The 26,986-nt window shown below is 46.9% G+C and carries 17 protein-coding genes; 11 read left to right on the forward strand and 6 right to left on the reverse strand.

The genetic code is table 11. The annotated features are described in order from the left end of the window. Window positions 1-145 precede the first annotated feature (145 nt). From ACSHWX_RS07185 to ACSHWX_RS07235, 11 genes are all read left to right on the forward strand, one after another. Window positions 146-700: a hypothetical protein gene (locus ACSHWX_RS07185; RefSeq protein WP_435667517.1), complete on the forward strand. Its 555-nt coding sequence runs from the start codon at window positions 146-148 to the stop codon at window positions 698-700. Next, window positions 684-1,649, forward strand: coding sequence for a DUF2927 domain-containing protein (locus ACSHWX_RS07190; RefSeq protein WP_435667518.1), 966 nt, complete (start codon window positions 684-686; stop codon window positions 1,647-1,649). Before ACSHWX_RS07185 ends, ACSHWX_RS07190 begins: the two co-directional genes overlap by 17 nt. After that, a complete protein-coding gene (locus tag ACSHWX_RS07195; protein WP_435667519.1) occupies window positions 1,639-2,004 on the forward strand; it encodes a hypothetical protein in 366 nt (121 codons plus the stop codon). The genes ACSHWX_RS07190 and ACSHWX_RS07195 overlap by 11 nt, the downstream gene beginning before the upstream one ends. A 40-nt stretch (window positions 2,005-2,044) precedes the next feature. Next, entirely contained in the window at window positions 2,045-11,920 is a 9,876-nt protein-coding gene (locus tag ACSHWX_RS07200; protein WP_435667520.1) for a hypothetical protein, read from the forward strand. A 6-nt stretch (window positions 11,921-11,926) separates the two neighbouring features. Next, the gene (locus ACSHWX_RS07205) at window positions 11,927-13,687 is read left to right on the forward strand and encodes a type I secretion system permease/ATPase (protein ID WP_435667521.1); all 1,761 of its coding nucleotides are present in this window, start codon (window positions 11,927-11,929) and stop codon (window positions 13,685-13,687) included. Then, window positions 13,684-14,973: an HlyD family type I secretion periplasmic adaptor subunit gene (locus ACSHWX_RS07210; protein WP_435667522.1), complete on the forward strand. Its 1,290-nt coding sequence runs from the start codon at window positions 13,684-13,686 to the stop codon at window positions 14,971-14,973. The genes ACSHWX_RS07205 and ACSHWX_RS07210 overlap by 4 nt, the downstream gene beginning before the upstream one ends. Before the next feature lie 796 nt (window positions 14,974-15,769). Continuing rightward, window positions 15,770-16,366, forward strand: a complete 597-nt coding sequence (locus tag ACSHWX_RS07215; protein ID WP_435667523.1) for a hypothetical protein — start codon at window positions 15,770-15,772, stop codon at window positions 16,364-16,366. 395 nt (window positions 16,367-16,761) lie between these two features. Beyond that, complete coding sequence (locus ACSHWX_RS07220) at window positions 16,762-18,090, forward strand: Hint domain-containing protein (protein WP_435667524.1); 1,329 nt, start codon at window positions 16,762-16,764, stop codon at window positions 18,088-18,090. A gap of 439 nt (window positions 18,091-18,529) precedes the next feature. Beyond that, the gene (locus tag ACSHWX_RS07225) at window positions 18,530-19,126 is read left to right on the forward strand and encodes a hypothetical protein (RefSeq protein ID WP_435667525.1); all 597 of its coding nucleotides are present in this window, start codon (window positions 18,530-18,532) and stop codon (window positions 19,124-19,126) included. Further along, complete coding sequence (locus ACSHWX_RS07230; RefSeq protein WP_435667526.1) at window positions 19,110-19,655, forward strand: hypothetical protein; 546 nt, start codon at window positions 19,110-19,112, stop codon at window positions 19,653-19,655. Before ACSHWX_RS07225 ends, ACSHWX_RS07230 begins: the two co-directional genes overlap by 17 nt. 5 nt (window positions 19,656-19,660) lie before the next feature. Continuing rightward, entirely contained in the window at window positions 19,661-20,572 is a 912-nt protein-coding gene (locus ACSHWX_RS07235; RefSeq protein ID WP_435667527.1) for a Hint domain-containing protein, read from the forward strand. A gap of 33 nt (window positions 20,573-20,605) precedes the next feature. On the opposite strand, the gene ACSHWX_RS07240 is transcribed toward ACSHWX_RS07235, so the two are convergent. From ACSHWX_RS07240 to tmk, 6 genes are all read right to left on the reverse strand, one after another. After that, window positions 20,606-21,607, reverse strand: coding sequence for an IS30 family transposase (locus ACSHWX_RS07240; protein ID WP_435667528.1), 1,002 nt, complete (start codon window positions 21,605-21,607; stop codon window positions 20,606-20,608). 504 nt (window positions 21,608-22,111) lie between these two features. Continuing rightward, on the reverse strand, window positions 22,112-22,927 hold the full coding sequence (locus ACSHWX_RS07245) for an MBL fold metallo-hydrolase (RefSeq protein ID WP_435667529.1): 816 nt from the start codon (window positions 22,925-22,927) through the stop codon (window positions 22,112-22,114). Continuing rightward, window positions 22,927-23,700 (reverse strand): TatD family hydrolase, encoded by a 774-nt coding sequence (locus ACSHWX_RS07250; protein WP_435667530.1) that lies wholly within the window; start codon window positions 23,698-23,700, stop codon window positions 22,927-22,929. The genes ACSHWX_RS07245 and ACSHWX_RS07250 overlap by 1 nt, the downstream gene beginning before the upstream one ends. 6 nt (window positions 23,701-23,706) lie before the next feature. Next, window positions 23,707-25,251 (reverse strand): methionine--tRNA ligase, encoded by a 1,545-nt coding sequence (gene metG, locus ACSHWX_RS07255; protein ID WP_435667531.1) that lies wholly within the window; start codon window positions 25,249-25,251, stop codon window positions 23,707-23,709. Further along, on the reverse strand, window positions 25,248-26,294 hold the full coding sequence (locus ACSHWX_RS07260) for an AAA family ATPase (RefSeq protein ID WP_435667532.1): 1,047 nt from the start codon (window positions 26,292-26,294) through the stop codon (window positions 25,248-25,250). Before ACSHWX_RS07260 ends, metG begins: the two co-directional genes overlap by 4 nt. Then, window positions 26,294-26,947, reverse strand: coding sequence for a dTMP kinase (gene tmk, locus ACSHWX_RS07265; protein ID WP_435667533.1), 654 nt, complete (start codon window positions 26,945-26,947; stop codon window positions 26,294-26,296). The genes ACSHWX_RS07260 and tmk overlap by 1 nt, the downstream gene beginning before the upstream one ends. Window positions 26,948-26,986 lie beyond the last annotated feature (39 nt).

Genomic DNA, 26,986 nt, shown 5'->3' on the forward strand with positions numbered 1-26,986 from the left:
AATTGCAGTCACATTCTTGACAAAGTGTTTGCTCAGTGTGAACAATCAAAGTCGTAATAGTTGATTTATTTTTTTAAGTTTTGGTGTTTATGTTTTTTTCTTTAAGTCTCATTTTTGGTAATTTCTGCCGCGTAGGCAAGTCCTAATGAGTGTGGCAGCGACACCCAACAGAAATGAAAATACCAGTGGGCAGGTCGCTCACCCTGAGGCGCCTTTGGCGACGAATGGACTGGTTGCATATCGGGCGGAGAGCCCAGAAGACATCCTGAAAATTCGAGACACTGTTCTGGAAGCCCATGCTGAAGGCAGATATTCACATTTGCCATTCTCGGGCGAGAAATTTGAACGCGCTTATACAAAAGCGATCCGTCATCCAGCGGACACACTTTCGGTTTATGTCCAACATAACGGTGTAACTGTCGGCATCCTCAATGCAGGTGTTGGTGATTATTATTTAGGGATTGGTGGGCGCATGGTGACGGTTTACGCGCTTTATGTTTCCGGCAAAGTTCGCAATTCACTTCTCGGAGGTCGCGTCGGCATAAAGCTAATGCGAATGGCCACCGATTGGTCGAAATTACAAAAAGCCGAAGAAATTCAGATTCATTCGACGTCTGGTATCGATGCTGAGCGAACTGATAGGCTCTTATCTCGTTTGGGTTTCAAGGCAATCGGAGGAAACTATGTCGCGAGAATTTAGCATCCAAATTTTAACGAAAATTGTTGGAGCAACTATCAGCTCCGGTTTGGGGGTCTTGACGCAAGCCATTTTTGTTGTCTGGCTTTGTATATTGCCAATAACGACATGCTTGGCACAACAACCCATTACTGAGCCATTGCAAAAAGCGTTGAATATCTACGATGAAGAGACTCTTATTGATTATTATATCAAGTCTGCATTTCAGCTTGAGTTCGCAGACAACGAAGAAGCCGTGGGACGGGATAAGCTATATAAGAGAGTTAAACAGCGCGTCTTGCATGTATTGCCGCTGTTTCTTGATCCAAAAAGCTACACAGACAAGGAATTTGAGTTTGATGTGATTTTTCGCGTAGTCCATGACATCAATGCTCACCTGCCATTTGAAATTTATAAAGCCTACCGTCCTAGTCAGTTGATTGATGCGTTTGGAACACGGAAAAATCTGAAAATTGCTCAACATGATCGCGCCTATGTTGTTATTGGTTCGAGTGAAGAGATTGATAGCTATATGGATGATTTCGGCCAAAAGGGAGAAACTGGACAGATTGCTTTTCAGTTGTATCAGATTGCAAAAAACGCACCTGACATGAAGCAAGGGGTTTGCACGGCGACTCCATTTCCAGCGTTAATTGAAGATGTCAACTCAGTAGGTACTGTATTCATTCTGATTGATGATGAGCGAAATTTAGAGGCTTGCTTGTACGAGGAACTCATCCAGTCATTAGGGTTGTTGGGCGATTTTTCTCCTGGCACAGAATCCATGTTCAACGACGACGATGTTCACAAAACCCCGACGACGCTTGATTGGGCTCTTTTGCAAATTCATATGGACGCGAAAGTTGTTGCTGGCATTGGTCCGTCAGAGATTAGAATGGTGGCGGCAAAAATCATTGAAGACATAAAAGTCAACATACCGGTTTTGGCGGGAGTAACGACAAGTGAATTTTAAGTTTGGCGGGTTCAGTTTTTTTGTAGGATTGCTTTCTGGCTTAATCTTGTTTGTGCTTCTTACAGCTTGGGTGAATAGGGACAAACCCTACATCTTGACGATGGGTGAGCAGCTAAAAATTGTTGTTGATGACATTAACAAGAAAAATGATGGTGAACTGAGTCAGCTAAATATTTTTGCAAAGGCAAACTCAGATAAATGGGAGGATATAGGAAATGAAAAAGCGCACGTTGTAACTGGGGAAGTGTCATATAAGACTGCTAACGAACAGGAGATAAGAAGGTACAGGTTTTATTATGCGATTTTTGGAACCGGTGAAATTAGCACGCACGGATTAACTAAGTTAGATAATTGAGCAAATAGCTCAAGCAATTAAGAGATTTTTGGAGAATATTGTGGACAGACATTTTGTTAGCGGAACATGGCCAGTTGGGGCAGCGTTAGATTGGTACGTTTCAGGCCGCGGTCAGAGTGTATCAATCAATCCTAACGGTGGTATTTACCGTGATTTGAAACTCAGTACTTTAATCAATGATTTTCAGGGTGAGTTTGAAAATCTTGCGGTAGGGGGTTCATTTGAATTCGGCGGTGGATTTGGTGGTGCACATGCAGAGTCAATAAATCACGCACGAATAAACCTTACGGTCAACGATGTTCTGTCAGCAAATAATGATCTCAAATTTGTCAGTTTTTCTATTAATAGTGTTGTTGATACCTATGATTTCAATCTGGATCAACTTGGTCCGGACATTTTATCTGGCAACCTCGGGAACATGCCGCGACATGCCGGAACGCTTGGTGGGGAAGTGCTAGCAATACTATTGGCCCGGCAAGATATTCAAAATGGAAACTTTAGTGTTCCTCAACAATACGATATTTCAGTTGGTAGTTCCACAGAAAATTACATGTTGATGGTACCAAGATCAGCACAACATTCGCCAGGGAAAGCGAATTTAGGGTTTGCTGACAATGTTAATGCTGGTGTTTTCCAGATGCTTGGTGCGATGGGACCGGGTGCTCGGTTTGGTGATAACATCAATAAATGCTTCTCCGCCGATACTTCAATTCAGTTGTCCAATGGAACGTTGATTGAGATTGAGAACATTCGTGTTGGTGATCAAGTCGCATCCTACTCTGAGTCCGTGTCCAATGGTCGTGAGGCATTGTCAAGTAAGAGCGTAGTACACCTTTTTGAAAACGTAACAGATATCTGGATTGAGCTTTCGAATGGCTTAACCGTGACGCCGGGACATCATTTCTTGGCATCAGATGGCTCGTTTAAGGCAATTGATGACATTCTTGGCGCCGATGGCATTGTCATTGATGAGGTTGGCAATGAACTAAAAGTAACCGGTGAGTATATCCGTTATTCGGAAGATACAGCGGGTCTTTATGAACAAGCAGAGATGTATGTTGCGGCCTCGGCCGGATCGTTGGCGCTTCAGCCTGAACTTAAAAAAGGCTGGAAAACCTATAACTTCGAGGTTGAAGACTTCCACACTTATGTAGCTGGCGGCATTCGTGTGCATAACATGTCGGTCGATTTTGCCAACAAATACGATGGAACTCCGGTCTATCCGCACATGATTCCGCGGCATAATCCTGATACCAATGAATTTGAAAACGCGGTTATTTGGAAACCTGATCCAGCTTCAGCTGAAAACCAAAGCGCGGCGCTCAAACATTTGATGGAACAAGACCATGACCCGATCACCATTCCAGGCGACGGGCCCGCGACCACAATTGCGTCTGGCAAAACGGTAAATGCTGGTACCAAAATCGTCGCCAATGATTATGTTTATACGGTCAATGGTGATGGCTCCATCACAAATATGACAACGGGTAGAACCACTTCACCCCCAACAACGCCGGGCAGCACATCGCCAGTTGGTGGAACACAAGTGACTGGTTCTGGACCAAAGGTTACATTGGGCACTGGCAAAGAGGTCAATTCGGGGACGACTGTTTCACAGAATGGCTACGATTATGTTGTAAACGCCGACGGCTCAACCACCAATACGACTACGGGTTGGACATATAATAAAGACGGCACACGCTCGCAGTCTGATAGCGATAAACAATCAAGCAGCAGCAATAATGATGGCGGTGGAAAGTCGTCGCAAAGTAGCAGCAGCAGCTCGCGTGATAATGACAGCGACAAAGATTCAAATTCAAGCAGCGGCGGTTATGACTATTTCGACGCTGCAGATGGTGTTTGGAAGACAAAACCGGTCATATTTGATTTAGATGGCGACGGCATTGAAATCGCACAACTGAATGCGTCGAACTTTTTCTATGACATCAATGGAGATGGCAAAGACAACCGCACGGCCTGGGCTGCGGCAGGTGATGGCGTTTTGGTCCGTGATGAGGGTAATGATGGCGTAATTGAACTCAAGCAAGAGATTGATTTTACGTCTTGGGCGCCTTCAGCAAGGTCAGACCTTGAAGCGCTGCGTATGGCTTTTGATAGCAATGGTGACGGCAAGCTCGACGCACAGGATGATGATTGGTCACTATTCAAAATACTGGTCACCAATGACGATGGCACCACAACGCTCAAGACATTGGCAGAGTTGGGTATTACCTCACTTGATTTGATCTCCAATAACCATCAGCAAACACTTTCAGACGGCTCCAACATCGCAGGTACCACAACTTTTACGAAATCAGATGGCACAACTGGTGTGGCCGGAGATGTGGCCCTTTCGTATGACACTGGAAGTTATGTCGTAACGCAGACAACTACAAATAACGCTGACGGTTCAACGACAATCGAAAACACAGGGCGTCGGACAGACGGGTCGATTGCACACAATACTGTTTCCACAATAAGCGCTGACGGAAATACGCGTACCATCTCGTTTGACGACGATGGCGATGGCGTTGCCGATCGTGTTCGCTCCGAAAGTCGCGTGCTGAATGCAGACGGATCAATTGTCGAAACTTTTGACGACTTTGACACCAGTGAAACAATTTTGCTTCGTCGTGAGCAAAAGGAAACAAGCGCGGACAAAAATACAATCACAATCAGCACCGATGCGAATGGCTCTGGTGTGTTTGATGTTGTTGAAACTCGCACCACTGCGGCCAATGGTGACCTAACGGTCGTTATTGAAAACCGTAACGCCGATGGCTCCATGCATGATCGGCAATCAACGACAACAAGTGCGGACGGACTGTCCAAAACGGTACAAGTTGAATTGACCGCCACAGGTGGCATCAATGGTACAAAAACCGTTGATACCAATGTTGCTGCAGACGGTACCCGCACAGAAACAATTACTAACTATTCTGGCGATGGCGTAACGTTGGCTCATAAAACGAGCTCCATTAAAACGACCATTAGCGGAGACGGTAAGTCTCGAACCGTCGAAACCGATTTGGACGGCGATGGAGATGTGGACATCACATCTTCCAGCGTAATTACGAACAATGTCGACGGTAGTAAATCGACTACGGATACGATTTCAAATGGCGACGGAAGCCTACGCAGCATGACTGTTAAGTCACTGAGCGCGGACGGCAACACCAAGACCGCAGAAGTAGACATTGATGGGGACGGGGTGTTTGATCAGAAAACGGTTGATGCAACTGTGGTCAATGGGGATGGGTCTCGTGAACGCACGGTGACGACGACGAATGGAGATCAAAGCCTATCCTCGAAATTTGTTGAATCCGCGAGCGCGGACGGCAAAACCCGCACAATTAGCGTTGATAGTGATGGCGATGGCAATTTTGACCAAATTCAAACCATTGTTGAAGTTAATGGCAACTTGGTCGATACAATTTCGACCTACGCTCCCAATGGGGGCATTCTTGTTAATCGTGTTGAAACAACCACGAGTGCAGATGGTCTGACACAAACGACTAAATCTGACATAAATGGCGACGGCACATACGATACAATAGTCGAGACCACTAAAATTCAACTTGTTGATGGCGGATCTCGTGTCACCACTGAAACGAAAAATGGTGATGGTACAGTTGAAATCTCCAAATCAGAGGTAACAACGAGTGCTGATGGTTTGACCAAATACGGCGCGACCTATGCAAATGGAGGCGCTCTTCCAGAATATTCATTCGCTGATGTAACGGGTAAGAATGCAGACGGATCGATTACCCAGGTTGTCGAAAAACACGTGGGTGGAGCACCTGATTCAACCCGCGTTGGTCCGACTGTAACTGAGATTAGCGCTGACAAACTGACGGTAATTACCAAACAATTTGTCGAAGACTTTACGGACCCAGCAAGTATTTCCACGACTGTTAAGTCTGTTGACGGTTCAATTGTTCAAACGGTGGAGAGTTTTAGCCCCGATGGCACGATTTTGGTTGGTAAAAGTGTTTCTGAGATTAGTGCTGATGGACTTACGAGCGTTACAAAATCGGACGCCAATGGTGACGGCACCTTTGATACGATCTTGCGCACAGTGAAGACCTTGAACGATGATGGTTCGGTAACGACAACGCAAACCAGCTATGCTGGCAATGTCGAGACAGCAGCAAACAAAAATGGTTCTTCTGTAAGCACAGTAAGCGGTAACCAACTTAACAAAACTACCTATTCTGATGCTGATGGTGACGGTCAATTTGACAGCAAAACAGTAGAACAAACGGTTCTGAATGTTGATGGTTCACGAACGACAACGGCGACATCTTACAATGGCGATGGAACTGTTCAAACAGGGAAGTCAATTGCCACAGTCAGTGATGATGGACTTACTAAAACAAGTTCTGTTTTTTATGGTGCGGATGGCACAGCCGACCTAACAACATCGCAAGTCACAACTCTCGCAGCAGATGGTTCGACAACGGTAACAACTTCGAACTTTGCGGCCGATGGATCGCTGGCTTCTAAGAGTGTAGTTATGTCTTCAGGTGACGGTTTGTCGTCTAGCAATTCGATTGATCGTAATGGCGATGGAGTTGATGACCAAAAGGCAGTTACGACAAAGAACATCGATGGCTCAGTAACGACGGAGGTGACCACCTACGATACGTCGGGCGTTTTGGTATCCAAATCGGTTCAAAACACGGCGGCTAATGGTTTATCTTCGACAGTAACAAACGACACTGATGGAAACGGTGTAACCGACAGTTCGACTTCCACACTGACTACGTTGAATGCTGATGGATCAACGATCAAAGTGTATTCCAAGTTTGACGTTGCTGGAGCTTTACTGGAGAAGTCGACGACAACAACGAGTGCGGATGGACGAACAAGCAACACAACTTGGGATGACGCTGGGGGGAATAGCACCCGCAGCCAGTCTTCAGTGCTTGTGATAAATGCTGACGGTTCTCAAACAAACACATTTACCGAATTCAACGCGGATGGTTCTGTTCACGATAAAACCATCACTCAGACGAGTGCCAATGGTCTAGAAATTCACACCAGCCGAGATGTAGATGGCGATGCTACAACCGACCAGTCGTTTGTTCAGCAAACTCTAGGCGATGGAACAATTCGCACGTCAAAAATGGACGGTGTTGTTCAAACTGCATCTGGCAGAGAATTTGGGGATGCTGGTGGGCAATATACGACAACAAGTGCTGACGGTACGCTAATAACAATTCAATATGACAGCGATGGGGATGGATTGGCGGAAACGCAAACTACCACCCTTACTCAGTTGAATGCTGACGGAACAACTGTTCAAACAGTGACAAATAGTTCTCTTACCGGTGGCGATTCGAATGCGGCAGAACCGGTTTATGTTGAAGCGACAAACAACAAAACCATGGTGACCACAAGCGCTGACGGTCGAACCATAACCACCCAGTGGGACTTGGACGGCAACGGTACTGTGGATGAACACCGTATCGAAGACACGACATTTGCGGTCGACGGGTCGTCCACAACGCTTGTCAGTCTGTTTAATGATGGTGTCTTAACCTCAAAAGTTGAGACGACTAAATCTGCTGACAGGACGACAACTACTATTAAGCGTGACAGTGACGGCAGCGGCAGTTTTGATGAAATTGCTGAGAAATCGGTTGCGACCAACACTGACGGTTCGTTGACAGAAACAACTACTGTCACGAATCCAAATGGTAGCTTGATTTCCAAAACATCCATTCATACCAGCGTTGACGGATTAACGGTAACAACTGAACTCGATCCTAAGGGAACGGGTAGCTATACGGAAAAATCTGTTTCAGTTCGAGAAACTTTTGCGGATGGAACCGATAAAACCACCAAATCAAAATATGATGCTAATGATGTTCTAACAGAAGCGAGCGTTGTCCAGAACAATTTTGATGGGTCTCGCACCGACATCAGTATTGATGCAAACGGTGATGGGAACACTAATCAGACGAAGATCGTCGAAGCTTCGATTGATGGGTCCAGTAAAATAACAAAAACCAATTTTGATCAAAATGGTGTTGTTCAAGAGGTGCTCATTAGTGAACGAAGCTCAGATGGCCTGTTGTTGACGACAGAGAAAGATGAAAATGGTGACGGCGTCGTCGATCAAACCACATCGCACACGTGGTTGACAAATGCCGACGGGTCGCGTGAGGAAGTTTTAGAGGTTTACAAGGTCAGTGAGACAGCGAGCGATGGATCTGTTTCATCAATTTCACCTGTTCTACAGAACAAGGCTGTTATCAAAACAAACGCCGATGGTCGGACCAAGGTCAGTGAAGTTGATGTCGATGGCGACGGCAACGCTGACGAGGTTACGACAACGATCAACAATATAGATGGTTCAATAACTACAGAAACAACGGCAAACGCTGTTGCACGTGCTGTTCCGACAGATAGCAACGAAATCCGGTGGGCCTCAGCAGTCGCAACTGGGAACCCCACCGTTGCGGCCGCAACAAAAACGACAATTCGTGCGGACGGCATTACGCGTATCGTTGAGGCAGATTACGACGGCAATGGCACTTTTGAACACAAAGAGGTTTGGAAACGTGGCCTTGACGGCTCTCAGATTGCAGCCATTACTGATGTCGATGCAAACGGAGATGTCGTTGCATCAGGCACTTATACGGTGAGTGCAGATGGCCGAGTGCGTACAATGCTTAGCGACGCTACCAATGGCGGCTTCCCAGATACTTATCAAACCTGGGTTACGCGTATTGACCGTCAAGATGCGAAAACAACTCAAAATGTTGCTGACGGTATTTCTGTTCCAATTGTTTTGGTAACCGCCATAGGCGATAAGTTAGCATATAACATCACGGGAACCGACAATAATGATTACATCATAGGCGGCGTTTTAGCTGATACGATTTCTGGTGGGGCTGGAGATGACAAAATAGACGGTGGTAGTGGTGCCGATCAGCTTTTCGGAAATGCCGGAAATGATATTTTCATTGGCGGTGATGGTGCAGATCAAATAGATGGTGGAGACGGCGTAGATCTTGTTGATTATTCCCTCTCCAGTGACGGCGTGAGCGTCAATCTATTGGCCGGTAGCGGCAGTGGTGGTGATGCGGCCGGTGATAGTTTCGCAAATATTGAAAGCGTCAAAGGGTCGCTGTTTGGTGATACGCTGACCGGTGACGGCAACTCAAACTACCTTGATGGTCAAGATGGAAACGATGTTGTTCACGGTGGTGCTGGCAATGATGTGCTCTTAGGTGGAACCGGCAATGACCAGTTGAATGGTGATGCTGGTGCTGACCAATTGAGCGGCCAAAGTGGAAATGATTTTCTTGATGGCGGTGCCGGTGGTGACCAGATGGATGGTGGCACAGGAGATGATACCTATATCGTGGACAATATTGGCGATTTGGTATCAGAGATTGCGGACGAAGGTCACGACTTGGTCAAAGCTTCAATCAACTATACTCTTACCGCAAATGTTGATGACCTTATCCTAACCGGCACTGGGAACTTGAACGGTACGGGCAATAGTCTGGGCAACAAAATTATTGGCACCAGTGGCAATAATGTGCTTTCGGGCCAAGCTGGCGACGACATTCTTGTAGGCGGCTTGGGTTCAGACCAATTGGTTGGTGGAGACGGCCATGATATCGCGTCTTATGAGAGGGCAACATCCGGTGTATTTGTTCATACGGGTTGGGAATCTCAAAACACTGGCGAGGCTGCAGGGGATACATATTCCTCGATTGAAGGTCTGATTGGTTCCCAATTTGATGACGAAATGATCCTTGTGGCTGACGGTGCTACGATGGAAGGTGGTGCAGGGAACGACAAGCTCACTGCAGTTGGCTCGCATGCAAACATCTCTGGTGGTGCAGGCGATGACGATATTTATGGCACCGACGGCGCAGATGTTCTTGATGGAGGTGATGGCATTGACAGCATCTTTGGCAAGAATGGTCATGACAATATCAAAGCAGGTGCTGGCAACGATTATGTCAAGGCTGGGTCAGGCAAAGATATTGTTGATGCAGGTGCAGGAGATGACGTCGTCGAAGGTAATGGCGGCGCTGATATTCTCATCGGCGGGGCTGGTGCTGATGATCTCAAAGGCGGTGGTGGTTTTGACATTGCCTCTTATGAAACTGCACAAACAGGTGTTGTGATTGATACAAGCCACATGTCGTCTGCCACGGGTGATGCCGCTGGCGATTGGTATCAATCAATTCAAGGAATCAAAGGTTCCAACCACGATGATCAAATCACTACGGCTTGGAACAATGCCAAACTTTACGGCGGTGCTGGTGATGATACGTTGACCATTGCCGGTTCAGCTGGTGAACTTCACGGTGATTCTGGCAACGACATCCTGACCTCTGGAGCTGGCAATAACCGCATTGACGGTGGCACAGGTGCCGACCAAATGTCTGGTGGTGCGCATAATGACACTTATGTTGTCGACAATGCGGGCGATACCGTTATTGAAGCCCATAATGATGGCTACGATAAAGTTGAGGCTTCGGTCAGTCACACGCTTGCAGACAATGTGGAAGACCTAATTTTAACTGGTACTAACGCGATAAATGGCACAGGCAACGATACTGTCAATACAATCACAGGTAACGATAATAACAACATTCTTGACGGTGGTATTGGTGCTGACCTGCTTGTCGGTGGTATGGGCAACGATACATACATCGTTGACAATGCCGGTGACGACATTACTGAGCATGCGAGCGAGGGAGCTGACAAAGTTGTCTCATCGGTTGATTACGCCCTTGGCAACAATGTGGAAAATCTTGATCTCACGGGTTCAGCGCTCAATGCAACGGGTAATAGTTTGGCCAACACCATTCAAGGTAATGCACTCAATAATGTGATTGTTGGCGGTGTAGGCAATGACCAGCTCACTGGTGGGCTTGGTGATGATCGCTTTGAGTTTAACGTCGGGGATGGCTCTGACAGCGTTTTGGACTTCACGGTTCACAATGGTACTACGAACGGCGACCTCATTAAAATCCGTGGAATAGCTTTCGCAGACTTTACTGAATTCTTGACCAAAGCAAGTGATGTTAACGGCGACGTTCAGATTGATCTCAACCAAACTGGTTTGGGCAATGGCGACTTGATCACCTTGAAGAATGTGACCGTCAGTCAGCTAAGTGAAGATGATTTCGACATTACCATCACACCTGCCGATCAAACACTGATTGGTGACGCTGGCAACAACACGCTTACAGGCGACGTGGGCAATGATACCCTCATTGGCAATGGCGGTGCTGACGTGCTTGATGGTGGTGCAGGATTTGATGTTGCGTCATATGAGACGGCAAGTTCTGGTATTTACTTACACACTGGCGTTGCCAACTCTGGCACCGGCGATGCGGCTGGCGATACCTATACATCAATCGAAGGCTTCAAGGGATCTTCGCATAATGACGAGTTCATCTTTGTTGAAGATCAAGTCTTTGTTTGGGGCGGTGCTGGAGACGACACTATTACGCTAGATGGCAATGGTGGAACGGCTGACGGTGAAGATGGTGCTGACACGATCTATGGTAGCCAAGGAGATGACGTTCTTAAAGGTGGTGCGGGCGACGATAGTCTTCATGCTTGGAGCGGCAATGATACCGTAGAAGGCGGTGCTGGAGACGATTGGCTTGTCCTAGAAGGTGGCAATGATACTATCATCTTCAAGTCAGGCGATGGCTGGGATGGCGTAAGCGATTTCCAAACCCACAACGGGGGCGCTAATGGGGATGTCATTGAAGTTCATGGCCAAACGGCAAGTAACTTTGCTCAGCTCATAGCCAATGCCACAGAGTGGAATGGCGACACCTACATCAACCTCGACAATAGTGAGGGCATGACCCTTCATGGTGTGAGCTTGTCTGACCTAACATCAGACGACTTCAACTTTATTGTCTAAACTAACGTGACCAATAACAATTCAAACAATAAGCCTGGGCGACCAAAACTCGCCCAGGCTTTATCGCAAAACAAGTCTGCGTTCATCGGCGTTGGCATGATCAGTGCGGTAGTGAACATTTTGACCCTAACGGGGTCAATTTTCATGTTGCAGGTCTATGATCGGGTTATCCCAAGCGGCAGTGTGCCAACCCTAATTGGTCTATGCGTCATCGCGGCCATGCTTTTTGCGTTCCAAGGCATTTTCGATAATATGCGGTTGCGTATTCTGGGGCGTATCGGTCGATCTATAGACGAGCATCTGGGAACCGCAATCTATCGATTAGCGGCTTCTACTCATCTTGGTGGAAAGCCAGTTGATGGTGGTCAGGCTCAGCAGGATTTAGATCGCGTGCGCGGTTTTATGGCCAGCATGGGGCCAATTGCTCTATTTGATGCACCATGGTTGCCGTTTTATTTAGCCATATGTTTTGTATTCCATCCACTCATCGGCATTGTGGCAACTGCGGGCGGTTTGATTTTATGCGCAATTGCGATTGCGTCTGAGGTCTTGTCCAAAGACCCGGTGCAACAATCTGCACAATCTTCTGCAAGCAGAAACGTCTACGCGCGAGAAGCGCAACAAAATGCTGAGGCGCTCAAAGTAATGGGGATGGCGCAGCCACTTTCCAAACATTGGGATATAGAAAATCAACGGTTTTTGACATCACAAGCTGGCCTCAACGATGTGGTAGGCGGTCTTGGTAACCTGTCGAAGATACTTCGCATGATGTTGCAATCAGGCGTTTTGGCTGTTGGCGCATGGTTGGTTATCCATCAAGAAGCAACTGGCGGCATAATGATCGCTAGTTCGATCATGATGGGGCGGGCGCTAGCGCCGATTGAATTGGCAGTTTCAAACTGGAAGAACTTTATGGGTGCAAGACAGGGGTGGGGGCGACTGTCCGCCATGCTCAACAAGTTACCTGATATTGATCAATCTCGCACTGAACTTCCTATACCAAACTCCACACTGACGATAGAGCATGTAACAGCGGCGCCACCAGGCGGGGATAAACCTACTTTGGCCAACGTTAGCTTTTCGCTTTTGGCGGGGCAAGGACTGGGTATTATTGGCCCATCTGGTTCTGGAAAGTCTACCCTTGCAAAGGTGATGGTTGGTGCTTGGGATGTGCAGAGTGGCTCTGTGCGCTTGGATGGTGGTTCATTGGATCAGTGGGACCCACATGCGCTAGGTGTGCATATCGGTTATTTGCCACAAACTGTTGATTTACTGTCAGGCACGATTGCTCAAAACATTGCCCGATTTGAAGAAGATGCTTCTTCTGAGGACATAATCAAGGCCGCAAAGCTCGCTGACATCCACAGCCTTGTTTTACAATTACCTGATGGATACGAGACGCAAATTGGCCATGGTGGAACACAATTATCTTCGGGCCAAAAGCAACGGGTTGCACTGGCACGCGCCCTTTACAGAGATCCGTTTTTTGTCCTGCTGGACGAGCCGAACTCAAACTTGGACGGTGAAGGCGAGATCGCGCTTAACCAGGCGATTTCGTCAGTGCGCCAACGGGGTGGAATTGTCGTTGTTATCGCACACCGCCCGTCAATCCTTGGGCACCTTGATCAAGCCCTCATTCTTAAATCTGGGCGTATTGAACAAATGGGTACAATTGGCGAAGTGCTGGGCGGTATCGCAAGGAACAAACTTGGCCCTACAGGCCATGAGATAAACCAAACACCCCCTCAAACGAGACCAAAACCGTGAATGCAACACCTGCTAGAAAGTCGATCCGGCGGCATTTGATTATTGCGACTTTATTTACAACGATACTGGTTGGTGGCTTTGGTACATGGGCTGCTACGGCACCGTTGTCGGGAGCAGTGATTGCCATGGGTACTGTGGTTGTGGATAGTTATGCTAAGCCCGTCCAGCATCCTTCAGGTGGGATTGTTGCTAAGATAAATGTAACGAACGGTGACCTTGTTGAAATCGGCGACGTGTTGCTCTCGCTGGACTCGACGATCACCCGAACTGATTTGGCGATCATTGAAACACGGTTAGCAAAACTTCGCGCACAGACGGCACGATTGCAGGCAGAGCGATTAGGTCACACTGAAATAGCTACGGGCCTTGAAGCGAATTCATATAACATCTCACAAGATGCAATGGCTGCAGAGCAGTCAATTCTTGCCGCTCGACTTGCAACCCGTATCGGTCAAAGGCAGCAATTGGAGCAACGCAAACAACAATTGCAAAAGCAGTTGGGTGGCATTCACGCACAGATCAAAGCGAAGCAAAAAGAAATCTCACTCATAGAAGAAGATTTGCAACACGCTAAAGATCTGGTTGAAAAAGAAATTCTTTCGTCTCGGGAGTTACGTGAACGAGAGCGTGAAATGGCCACGGCTGAGGGGCAATTGGGAGCCCTGGATGCAGACGCCGGGAAAATTGGCAACCAGATTGCGGAAGTCGAATTACAGTCGCTGCAGATCGACAGTGAGTTCCAACGTCAAGTTGCAGAAGAAGAACAAGAAATATCTTCCCAGGTTGACGAGTTATTTGAACGTGAAGTTGCGGCAAAGGATCAATTGCAACGCATCGATTTGCGCGCACCACAATCTGGTGTGGTCCATGATCTTCAAGTTCACAATAAGGGCGCGGTAATCGCGAGCGGACAAGAAGTCCTTCAAATCATACCGATCACAGATGAACTAGTTGCCGAGCTAAAAATACAACCACAAGATATCGACCAACTCACAATTGGGCAAATCGCGGAGTTGAGATTTTCTTCATTTGACCAAGGCACCACGCCAATTGTAAACGGACAAGTCATACAAATAGGCGCAGATCTTTCTATAGATCCACAGACTGGCATTCCTCATTATCTTGTTCGGATCATCACTTCAAAAATAGAAATGGATAAGCTGGGCGACTTAAAGCTGATCCCAGGTATGCCTGTTGAAGCATTCATAGAGACAACGCCACGTACAGCATTCTCATATGCAACAAAGCCAATTCTTGATCAACTCGCTAGAGCGTTTAAGGAGTGAGCGATCCATGCCGATTAGGTGTGTAGCATATTGCTCCTTGGCTAAACACCAATTGGTTTTCTTGCGGTAGGAATTTGTTTCACTGTAGATGAGGCAGGCATCGTTCAAGTTAGCCCCCGACGCTCGAGAGGCGAGAAATGCCATTCGAACATCAAAAACCAACCCCAGAATTCCCACCGCCTGTAAAGTCAGACAGCTTGTTTGAGTAGCCCTTCCTCAAAGAGGTTCCTTACTTGTTCTTTATTCTGGCCACATATGCAGCTTCGGGCCAGTTAGGCCCTCTAGGCGAAGCTGATGTGAGATTACTAAATAGCTGCTACATGGATTGTCTCTGCAAAGATAAAACAAGACAGTTTGTGCAAAGCTCAAATGCGACAGTCTCAGAGCTTGAGGGCATCGGCTGACCGCAAGAGTCAAAGCCAATGTGGCAAAACCTATCAGAACATAGCATAAACGGCGGAAATGTGTACTATTTCCATAACATGATGGTTTTGGAAAATCATGTTTGTTTTGTTGTTTTGTGTTTGAAACGTAAAAAGTGATTCACTTGGTATATTTGAACAATCCCCATCAATAATGGTGAGAATTGAACTATATGGCGTGTCGTTGAGATATGCCTCCATTCGAATTGTCCTTTGGATCTCGGTGCTTGTTTCTAACTGAATTTGTCAATCGGATCTGTTCATTCCACCATAATCATCGTCCATTCGCTTGACATAATTTGATGCCGCTGTACGAATTGTTACTTAAATGTAAACACTGTGATTTGTTGTTTTGATTTTGAGTGGGTTTTTAAGTGATTGATGAGTTGAGTGCTGAGGGCATGGACAACCAAGCTATGTCTGATGAGGCTGCGTTGCCAAACAGCGATATATCTACGGATAATCAAAATCAGACGGAGCCGAGCAATGGTTCGCATGGTCTGAAGATTTTTCGGGCGACGCGGCAAGAAGAGATTTTGAAAATCAAAGATATCTCACTCGAGTTTCATGGCGAAAGTCGATATGCGCATTTAGCATTTTCTGAGGAAAAGTTCATTCGCGCTTTTACCAAAGCGATCCGTAATCCGCACGACACATTGGCGATCTATGTCCAATATAGAGGCGAAACTGTTGCCGTGCTTAATGCTGGGGCAGGGGATTATTATCTTGGTGTTGGTGGGCGCATGGTGACGATTTATGTGATGTATGTTTCTGCCAAAGTGCGACACACGCTTTTGGGCGGTAAGGTCGGCGTCAAGCTTTTGCGCATTGTGTCGGATTGGGCGAAGAGCCAGCACGCCAAAGAAATTCACATTCATTCAACCTCTGGCATTGAACCAGAACGGACCGACAAGTTGCTGACCCGTATGGGGTTCAAGGTGATTGGTGGGAATTATGTGGTGGGAGTTTAGCAGATGTTTGTTGAATTGATTGTCGTGACCATAGATACGCAATTGGAAGAGAATTCAAAGCGGGAGATTTCCAATGGGTCACGAGTATGACCAGCATTCAAAAACTCTGTCAACAAAATGGAGGCTGATATCGTCGATTGTGCTTTGGCCCATCTCTGTCTTGTTTGTTAATTACGTTTCGTTTGTAAACGAAAAAAGACTTTTAGTTGGGGCATTGTTGATTTTCTTCGCGTTATCATCGTTCATAATACTGACTGTGGTATCCACTTTGACCTACATCCTACACGACAAGAAAAAGGCGGATATGCCTGTGAACCCCTTTGACAAAAAATCACCAAGTATTCGGGTTCTAAACCGAAAGCCTTGGTGCTATTTTATTTTAAGAGAGGCAATTGATGACCGGACCCAATAAAGTCGATTTTTCCGGCGGCGGCATTTACGGTCAAGTAGCGACTTACTACCTGGCAACCGGCTGGGACGGTGCTGACGGGCAAGTATCTATTCGGTTTGGCCAGCAGGTTTCAGCTGGCGTTGCCGCTTCTGGTGCAGGTGGTTTCGATTTTAGCTTTTTTCCTTATACATTTGATTGGCACGTCGAAGGGGCTGTTGGGGTATCAACGCCTACAGGTATGCCGGGACCAGCGGGCGGCGCATTATACGATTTCGTCAGCAATCAAACGACCGCTTTTGGTGGATTGGCAATTTGGAACGATTGGGCGGAAGGCGGCATATATTTAACAGTCCCTGGCAATGCTGTTACAAATCCTAGCATTATTTCAGATGCGTTTTTGGGTCCGCTCTATAATGGGAGTAAGTATTTTCACAGCGCAACGACGACAGTTGCGGAGGATTTCTTCGGTGCGCCTAATCTCGAGCAACGACTATTGCCCGGCGGACAAAATGACGCTGCATTTATGTATGAGGCGATTGCAAATGGTTGGTCGAAGGAAATAAACGACCTCAAACCTTATGCCAAAGTGCCTGAAGAATGGGTCGAGAATGATCGTGAGTTTGGTCACTTTGCTCGCGAGACCGTGACCGGGATTTACAAGGCAAAAGGCTACAGCCCAGTTGAAGCTGCTGCATTCGCTCGCTGGGATGCGACCTACAAAGCGGCTCATCTTAACGGGTTAACAGGTGAATTGAGCAATTCGCCGGTTGGTCAAAAGCACTCTCTGTTCAGCGGCCCTCAAATGACAGTAGTCACCGCAGAATATGCTGAAGCGCTTCGCGACTTGAAGGCATTGGGCCTTACCCCTCCTGACCCAAATCAAGTAAGCGTTTTTTGCTTCTCCGGCGACACCCACATCACCATGTCCGACGGCTCACGCAAACCCATTGCTGATATTGTTGTTGGCGATGAGGTTTTGGCGTTTTCTGAGTTTGAGGATGGCGGTCGGGGTGGATTGGTGCCGCGTCGGGTGGTTAATCTTTTCCGCAGTTTAACGGATGAATGGCTTGAGTTGTCGAATGGTGTGACGGTAACGGCGGGTCATCATTTTTTGACAGTTGATGGATCGTTTGCGCCGATTTCTGAGATTTTGGAAATGCGCGACGGCATGGTTGTGCTGGAAGATGGTTCGGTTGAGCGGCTAACAGGCAAACGGGTGGCGTTTAGCGAAGAAACGGCGGGCAATTATCCGGTGGCCAGCGAGTGGGTTGCGGGTAGTGATGGTGCTTTGGTGTCAAAGCTAGTCAGAAATGGCTCTAGGTGGGCTAATTAGAGATGTCTCACCCCCGTAAGGAGGGCACTCAATCAACTGACATTGGCTGGACCGCAAGAGTCAAGGCCAATGGGGCAGAGACCCGCAAGATATGACAGAAATTGACGAAAATGTCTATAATTTTCAGAACATGGTGATTTTGGAATGTTAGGGTTGTTTTTCCGTTTTGATCATAAATTGTCGAAAACATCGCTTTAAGCCGTTACAGGTAATCTTTATCTACAGCATGTGCAAAATGCTAAATGACATGCGGACGTTTATTCAGCAATAAATACGCTATGACACGTGCGCAGCATTTTTGTGTTTTTTTGCAGTTTAAACTCATTGCTTCATCGCTCAATTTATCAGCCGCGCCGGTTGACATAATTCGATGTGACTGTACGAGTTGTTACTTAAAAGTAAACAGAGTGCTTTGTTGTTATTTGAGTGGATGTTTTTAGTGATTGATGAATTGAAAGCCGAAGGTTTTGAAGGCGAAAGTGCGTCTGTTGAGGCGGAAACGCGGGGCGGTGAGGCGTCTATTGAGGATCAGGGTCAGTCTAAGGCGGAAGTTGGGTCGAGCGAATTAAAGATTTTTCGGGCGACGCGGCAAGAAGAAATTCTAAAAATCAAAGATATCTCGCACCAGTTTCATGGTGAAAGCCGATACGCGCATTTGGAGTTTTCTGAGGAAAAGTTCATCCGCGCTTTTACCAAAGCGATCCGTAATCCGCACGACACGCTGGCTGTCTATGTTCAATATAAGGGCGAAACCGTTGCGGTGCTCAATGCCGGGGCAGGGGATTATTATCTTGGTGTTGGTGGGCGCATGGTGACGATTTATGTGATGTATGTTTCAGCCAAAGTGCGGCACACACTTTTGGGCGGTAAGGTCGGCGTCAAGCTTTTGCGCATTGTGTCTGATTGGGCGAAGAGCCAAGACGCAAAAGAAATTCACATTCATTCAACCTCTGGCATTGAACCGGAACGGACCGATAAGCTGCTGACGCGCATGGGGTTCAAGACGATTGGTGGGAATTATGTCTTTACGCGATGACAAGAATGCTTTTCGATCGGATCACTTAATCCAGCATGTGTTGGTGGTGTTTGTTCTCAATTATCTATTGATGTTCCACTTTGGGGGAAACTTTGTTACAGATTTGGCGCAGTTCCTGCTTCGGGGAATTATTCCTGAATACATTAATGCCGAATATTTTTATGACCCGAAAATTAACAGGGCATCACCAATTGACCTCCGTGAGTTAGGATTTGCTGTTCGAGCAAGTATTATTGCACTTCCCATTCAGCTGTTTTTCTTTGTCTTCGCTTGGTTTGCAATTTGTATTTCCAACCGTCAGTTTGTTAGCTTTTTGCTCGGGAGGCATTTGTGGGTTGCTTTGGGAAGTCAGTGGTTGCTTCCGATGCTTCTCATTTCGAATAGCATTTATGCACTGATTTCCAGTGCCAAACCCGGTGAAAAATTTCTCGATTATCATCAATCAACTTTAGTCGACAACACGACTTTAATATTTGTGTCCCTCATAATTTGGAAGCTGGTTCGCAAAGTCTCGTATGAAAAAGGGTAATCTTTATGGTTGATTTTTCAAATACAACGCCAAAAACTCCAACTATCAGTCAAATATCCCAGCTTTGGGATTTCGAGCAGAATGATGATCTATATGGGTATTACTCTTACCTTGCAGAACTTGGTTCCGACTATGGAAAAGTGGGGCGAAATTATCATAGTCCTCAGCCCGATTTGCCAGCACAAATAAGCAACTTTTACACCAGCATCGTATCCGGGGGTAAATTTCAAGTTGGAAATGAACTCTATGACCAAGTCGCCCACGACTTGATGAGAGCTCATTTCAAGTTGATTCTTGAAGATGGTGAAATACCTACCACTGATGAGATTTTTGCTATTCATAGAGAGGTGTTCAATTCCGCAGGAATCGGCGCTCATAGCTGGATCGGCAATTTTCCGTTGCTTGCCCCATGGGTCGATGTTGGCATGGGCTGGGAGCCTAGCGATTCTCCTGAGATATTTTTTGATACACGAGTTGTTCCAGGTTTGATCGGCTTGTACCAATGCTTCCCAGCTGATGTTCAAATATTGCTTGCAGAAAACAAATACAAGCAGATTGGTGACATCAAAATTGGCGACATTGTGGCTTCATTTGAAAGCGCTAGTGGATTGGGCCGAGGAGCATTTTCTGATAAGCGAGTTGTGCGTTTATTTGAGAATGTAACGGATGTCTGGATTGAATTGTCGAATGGTTTGACTGTTACGCCGGGCCACCGCTTTTTGACGTCTGATGGCTCCTTTAGATCGATTGAAACCATTCTTGCTGGCGATAGCATTGTTATTGATGAAGCAGGTGAAGAGCTTCATGTTACCTGCGAATATATTCGCTATTCAGACGAAACCGCGGATCTTTATGAACAAGCAGAGATGTATGTTGCGGTATCAGCTGGTTCATCCGCACTTGTGAGCGCTGACTGAACTGCGACTTTTGTTCTTGTCATAGTAGGGGGATCATTTGGTTCCCTCCAGCATTTTTTCTTTGAACACTTCGGCCGGCGTTTTCCAACCCAGACATTTTCTCCGCGTTTGATTGAGACGATCGCAGATCATCTTCAAATCATGATCTGAGAGCGTTTTGAGATTGAGTTCGCGAGGCAACCATCTTCGGGCGCGTCGGTTTGTGTTTTCCACCGTGCCTTTTTGCCACGGCGCTGATGGATCGCAGAACCAGGCTTGTGTCCCAATTTGTGACTGAAGTTGTGGCCAGGATACAAACTCCGTACCCCGGTCGAACGTAATGGACCGCCGCGCAATCAGGGGTAGGGACCTAATCGCTTCCGTCAATTTGTGCATGACAGGCTTTGTGTGTTTGCTTTTGTTCTTCAGCAAGACCGCAAATCGGCTAACGCGCTCGACAAGCGATGTAACATTGGCTTGCCCAAAGTGTTGTTTAAACAGCATTAAATCACCTTCCCAATGCCCAAACTGGGTGCGATGGGCAACTGCATCAGGTCGAAACAAAATACTGACATCACGATGGAACTTGAACGGCAGTTTCTTTCGAGCACGACGTGGCAAACGGGATTTGCGATGATTGGGCAGATACCACCAAAGTTCCTGCTTGATGCCTTCTTTGGAATAGATGTAGCGGTAGATCGTTTCCTGGCAGACACGTGGTTTGACCTTTTCATAGATCATGCGATTGGCGATCTGCTCTGGTGTCCAGCCATGTTTGACGCGTTCAATAATTGTCATAAGCAAAGCGGGATAACGATACAGTTTGCGTTGCTTGGTGCGACGTTCACACGTCATCATGTTGGCTGTTACGCCAAAATAACCGACAACTTTTGGCATCTCAGCATCAAAGAAATGATTGCGTCGCAACTCTCTGAATATGGTTGATCGATGACGGTTTAAAACCCGTGCCATTTCATCAACAGATACTCGAGCATGTCTCCAACGTTCGATCTTACGTCGTTCTTCAAGCGTGATTTGTGTGTAATTGATGCCCATGATATATTCCTCCTGTTTGATAACATATTGTTTTCAAACAAAAGTCGCGCTTCAAGGTAGCGCGCACCCTGCTACATGCGTTATTCGCATAATATATATTATGGAACTTTTATCTGATGTTACTATTAGTTCGTATTTGAGGTGCTGCGAATTACTATTTGAATTACAAATTGGTATCGGTGAACAACAACTACAACTTGGAGCAGCAACAAAGACAATATCGAACTCCATGATGTAGAATCCTTTTCTGCACCGCGTGTTAAGTTGCTTAAGTCAGATTCTGATATAATTTTCGTGATCTCGAATCATTCAATACATTGCAAATTGTCGGCAACACGGCGCAACGCTGGTCTCTATATAAGAAGTCCTGGTCTCAGGAAGCGAAACTTCAATTCGGCGAAGGTTCAAAAATGCTGCAGCTTGCAAAAATAGCAAATCAATGGCGCATTGTATCGATTGTTTGGGATGATTTGCCGACTGGTTCAGTCGAAAAATTAAGAATGTCTAGCTCAGTTTGATCGTTAAGCCATCAAATGCTGGCATAATATGATCTGGTGTTTCTGCTTGCACCGTTTCATAGTCCAAATCTATATGCATATTTGTCAGATATGCTTCTTTTGGCTGCATTTTTTCGATCCAGCTTAAGGTTTCGCCAAACGAAAGATGGCTTGGATGTGGTGTTCGGCGCAGTGCGTCAACGATCCAAACGTCCAAATCTTTCAAATGTTTGTGCGAAGACTTAGGAAAGTCCGATACATCACAGCTATAAGCTAAATTTGCGACACGGAATCCTAGTGATACTATATTGCCATGTTGTTGATTGAAAACGTGAAAGTCAAGCGGCCCGCCGTCACCGTCTATTGTTATCACCTGCCCGTCTGAAATTTCATTTGCATTCAATATGGGTGGATAAGAACTGCCCTGGGGTGCTTGAAAACAATAAGAAAATGCGGTTTTCAAACGATCTAGAGTTGGCTTATTGGCGTAAACTTCAACACGCTTTTGTTCGTTCAGGGCGAGTACTCGAAGATCGTCAATACCGTGGGTATGGTCAGCATGATCATGGGTATAGAACACAGCATCAACACCAGTTACACCAGCTTCAAGCAGTTGTTCGCGTATGTCACAACCTGTGTCGATCAACACCGTTGTTTGCTCGGTCGTTGACCTGTTCGCCCTAATCAACAATGAACAGCGTCTGCGTCGGTTTTTGGGGTTTTTAGGATCGCAATCGCCCCAGTTTCCGCCAACTCGTGGTACGCCACCGGAAGACCCGCATCCCAGAATTGTAACTTCAATGCTTTGCTTTTCACCCATCATCAAGCAGCCTTTGAAAACAAGCGATCAAAGTTTTGGGTGGTTGCTTTTGCAAATTGCTCAAACTCCAAACCAAGGTCTGCGGCAAGATATTCGGCTGTGTGGCGAACAAACGACGGCTCGTTTGACTTTCCTCGATGTGGCACTGGTGCGAGGTAAGGCGCATCTGTTTCCACCAAAATCCGATCCAAAGGAACCATGTGCGCAGCGTCGCGAATTGTTTGAGCTGATTTGAACGTCGCAATGCCTGAGAATGACAAATAGCCGCCCAATTCCACCCCAACTTTTGCAATTTCCAAACCAGCGGAAAAGCAATGCAAAACAAAGGGGAAGGCCCCTTTCTCTGTTTCTTCACGCAATATTTTGATTGTATCTTCGTCCGCTGAGCGCGTATGAATTACCAGTGGCAACTGCGTTGCACGAGCTGCTGCAATGTGACGCCTAAACCCGGTTTCCTGCGCATCGCGCGGGGCGCTGTCGTAGTGATAGTCCAGACCCGCCTCACCGATTGCGACACATTTTGGATGAGTTGATAGCTCAATCAATCGCTCAGCAGAGATATCAAGCTCTTCATCTGCGTTGTGCGGGTGTGTTCCAACGGAGCAAAAGATATTTGCATTTTCATCTGCAATTTTGGATATAATATCGAACTGCTTGACCCGTGTGCAAATAGTCACCATGCGTTCCACGCCAGCCACTTTGGCACGTTGAATAACGCCGTCAAAATCTTCTTGCAATGCATCAAAGTCTAAGTGGCAATGGCTGTCGACAAGCATGGAGTTTTACGCCTCTTTATCAAAACGTTTGAAGATTGGCGTTGGCGTGGGCAATTCGGTACCAGGTTGCAACATGTGTTGATCATTGACATGCGCAAACAGGCGCTGATCGTATTCAACCGCGAGCATGTCGAGAAACTTTGACGCAGATGCTGGAACAACCGCTTGCGCTTGAATGGCCAAACGGCGAATAGCTTCAGCCGTCACATAAAGAACGGTGTTCATACGCTCGGGGTCGGTTTTCTTTAACGCCCAAGGTTCTGCATTGGCAAAATATCGGTTGGCATCACCGACAACATCCCAAACTGCAGACACGGCATCATGAACATGATTTCTGTCTATTGCTGTTCGCGCAATTCCAACTGCGTCTGTACAAGCTTTAAGAATGGTGGTGTCGTCGTCGGTTAATTCACCTGGCGTTGGCACCTTGCCGTCACAGTTTTTCGCAATCATGGAAAGTGAACGTTGGGCCAAGTTCCCGAAATCATTGGCCAAATCAGCATTACATCGATTGATGAATTTCTCGCGGCTATAGTCACCGTCATTGCCAAAATTCACTTCCCGTAGGAAGAAAAATCGCACGGGATCGACACCAAATTCATCAATAATTTCAAATGGATCAACGACATTGCCGAGTGATTTTGACATCTTCTTGCCGTCATTGGTCAGGAAGCCATGTGCAAAGACACGCTTTGGCAACTCGATACCAGCCGACATCAAGAATGCAGGCCAGTAAATGGCATGAAACCGGATAATATCTTTGCCGATGACATGCACGTCAGCGGGCCAATATTTGTTGAAGTCGGTGCTTTGAGTATCAGGATATCCAACGCCTGTTAGATAATTGGTCAGCGCATCGACCCAAACATACATCACGTGACCATCGGCATTGGGGACAGGAATGCCCCAATCGAATGTGGTGCGTGAAATCGACAAATCGTTCAGACCCGATTTCACAAACGAAGTGATTTCGTTTTTGCGGGACTTGGGACCAATGAAGTCTGGGTTTTGATCGTAAAGTTTTAACAGCCGATCGCCGAAGGCCGAAAGACGGAAGAAGAAACTGGCTTCTTCCACCCACTCCACTGGCGTACCTTGGGGCGATAGTTTTTCGTCCCCCTCGCCGTCTTCGAGTTCGCTTTCATCGTAGTAAGCTTCGTCTCTAACCGAATACCAGCCGGCATATTTGCCGTCATAAATATCGCCATTCTCAACCATCTTGTTCCAGATGGCTTGGCTTGCTTCGTGATGACGTTTTTCTGTCGTGCGGATAAATACATCATTTGACAGGTCAAGCGCTTCAGACAGGCGGCGGAATTGAGCTGAATTTTTATCTGCAAGCTGCTTGGGGGTGATCCCTTGCGCTTCGGCAGTTTGCGCCATTTTAATGCCGTGCTCATCTGTGCCGGTCAAGAACCGAACATCATAGCCGTCCAGCCGCTTGAAACGCGCCATAGCGTCCGTTCCAGCCATTTCGTAGGCATGTCCGATATGTGGAACGCCGTTTGGATAATGGATTGCTGTTGTGATGTAATAGGTTTTGTCGGTCATGCGCTCGGTTCAAAGTTAATTGGTGCGGCGCGATCAAGCTCGCGAATGGCATCCAATATCATGATGATTGTTTGTTTTTTATCGAGATTGAACACTGCCTGCTCAGTCAGCATTTCAGAGGTCTTTTCCCATAGCTTTAAAGCGTTGGCAAGCGCCGGGCTGTGCTTATTGGTGGCCAATAAATGTTTGGTGCGCCACGCAATTGCATTCTCCAGCATTTCAACGGACATCGGCCAAACCGCTTCGTCTTTTGATTGGCCAATTGATCCGGCCAACTGCATCGTTTCAGCGTCACCTGTCATATTTGGTTGTTGTAGCCAAGAACCTAATGTTCGCAATGTAGGATCCGAGGCCGCAAACAATGCCTCAACAGCCTTGCGGGGACGGCCACGCGCTAGCTCCAGAATATTGTCCAAATCAACATCTGTATCTACGGCAACGTCGCGAACTACTTGCTTTACCTCATCGTCGTGCAACACACCGAGCCGAAGCAATCGACAACGAGAGCGAATGGTTGGCAGTGTTCGGCCCAATTGATTAGCTATCAATAAAAACAAGGTGTTTGCAGGTGGTTCTTCAAGTGTTTTAAGAAGAGCGTTGGCGGCGTTGGCGTTTAAATCATCGATGCTGTCGACAACGCAAATGCGCAGGCCGGAAGTGGCAGCACTTGTTTGAAAGAATTTGACTGCGTTTCGGACAATTTCAACTGAAACGCTGGCTGCAAACTTACCAGTTTTATGATTGAAAGCTCGTCGGATGATTTTTAGATTTGGATGAGCGCCATTGCCCACCATTTCTGCAACGCGATGTGCATCTTCATCACCACTAAGCACAAATAGTTCACGCGCAATATCAAAAGCAAATGTCGCCTTGCCGATGCCTTTTTGGCCAGCGATCAACCATGCATGGTGCAACTTGCCGGCGCCATAAGCGTCGATGACTTGTTTTTTGGCATTTGAATGGCCAATAACATGGGGCCGTTGCTCTGGTGGCGGTATTCCCGGCAAACCATCGGCGTGGGATTGAACTTCTTCTTTTGCCATTATGCGGCCAATTCTGAAAAACGCTCTTTCACGCGATCCCAAATGTCGCTTTCCATCGCATTAGCAGATTGATTGCCATCAACGACGACGAACCTGTCCGGATTGGCGCGTGAGATATCGAGAAAATTTCTTCTTAGACGGCGATGCCAATCTAAGTTTTCTTTTTCATAACGGTCTGGTGGAAGATTTAGCCCATCCTCAGACGCGCGTTTTCGCACCCGTTCAAAAGCCAGTTCAGGATCCATATCAATAAGGATTGTCAAATCTGGTGTTGCCCCGTTGAGCGCCAAGGTTTCTAGGGCATCAATCAGTTCGTCGGGCACACCGCCGGTTAGCCCCTGATAGGCCCGCGTAGAATCGCAAAATCGGTCAGAAAGAACCCACTTGTTATCTGCTAGGTTGGGTTTGATCATCGAATTTACATGGTCAAGACGGGCAGCAGCAAACAAAATCGCCTCGGCGCTTGGTCCCCATTGCTCGGACTTGCCTTGCAAAAGAAAAGAGCGAATGGCCTCAGCGCGCGGCGTGCCGCCGGGTTCGCGGGTGCGCACAGCTTCGACACCGGTTTTGGTGAGTTTGGAAACAAGGCGTTTGATCTGGGTGGATTTTCCAACCCCTTCACCGCCCTCAAATGTTATAAATTTTGAATTCATTCGAGTGCAATCAACACATGTTTATTTGTTTAGTTTCAG

Origin of the sequence: Maritalea sp. (genome assembly GCF_051251695.1) — a bacterium.
Lineage (GTDB): Bacteria > Pseudomonadota > Alphaproteobacteria > Rhizobiales > Devosiaceae > Maritalea.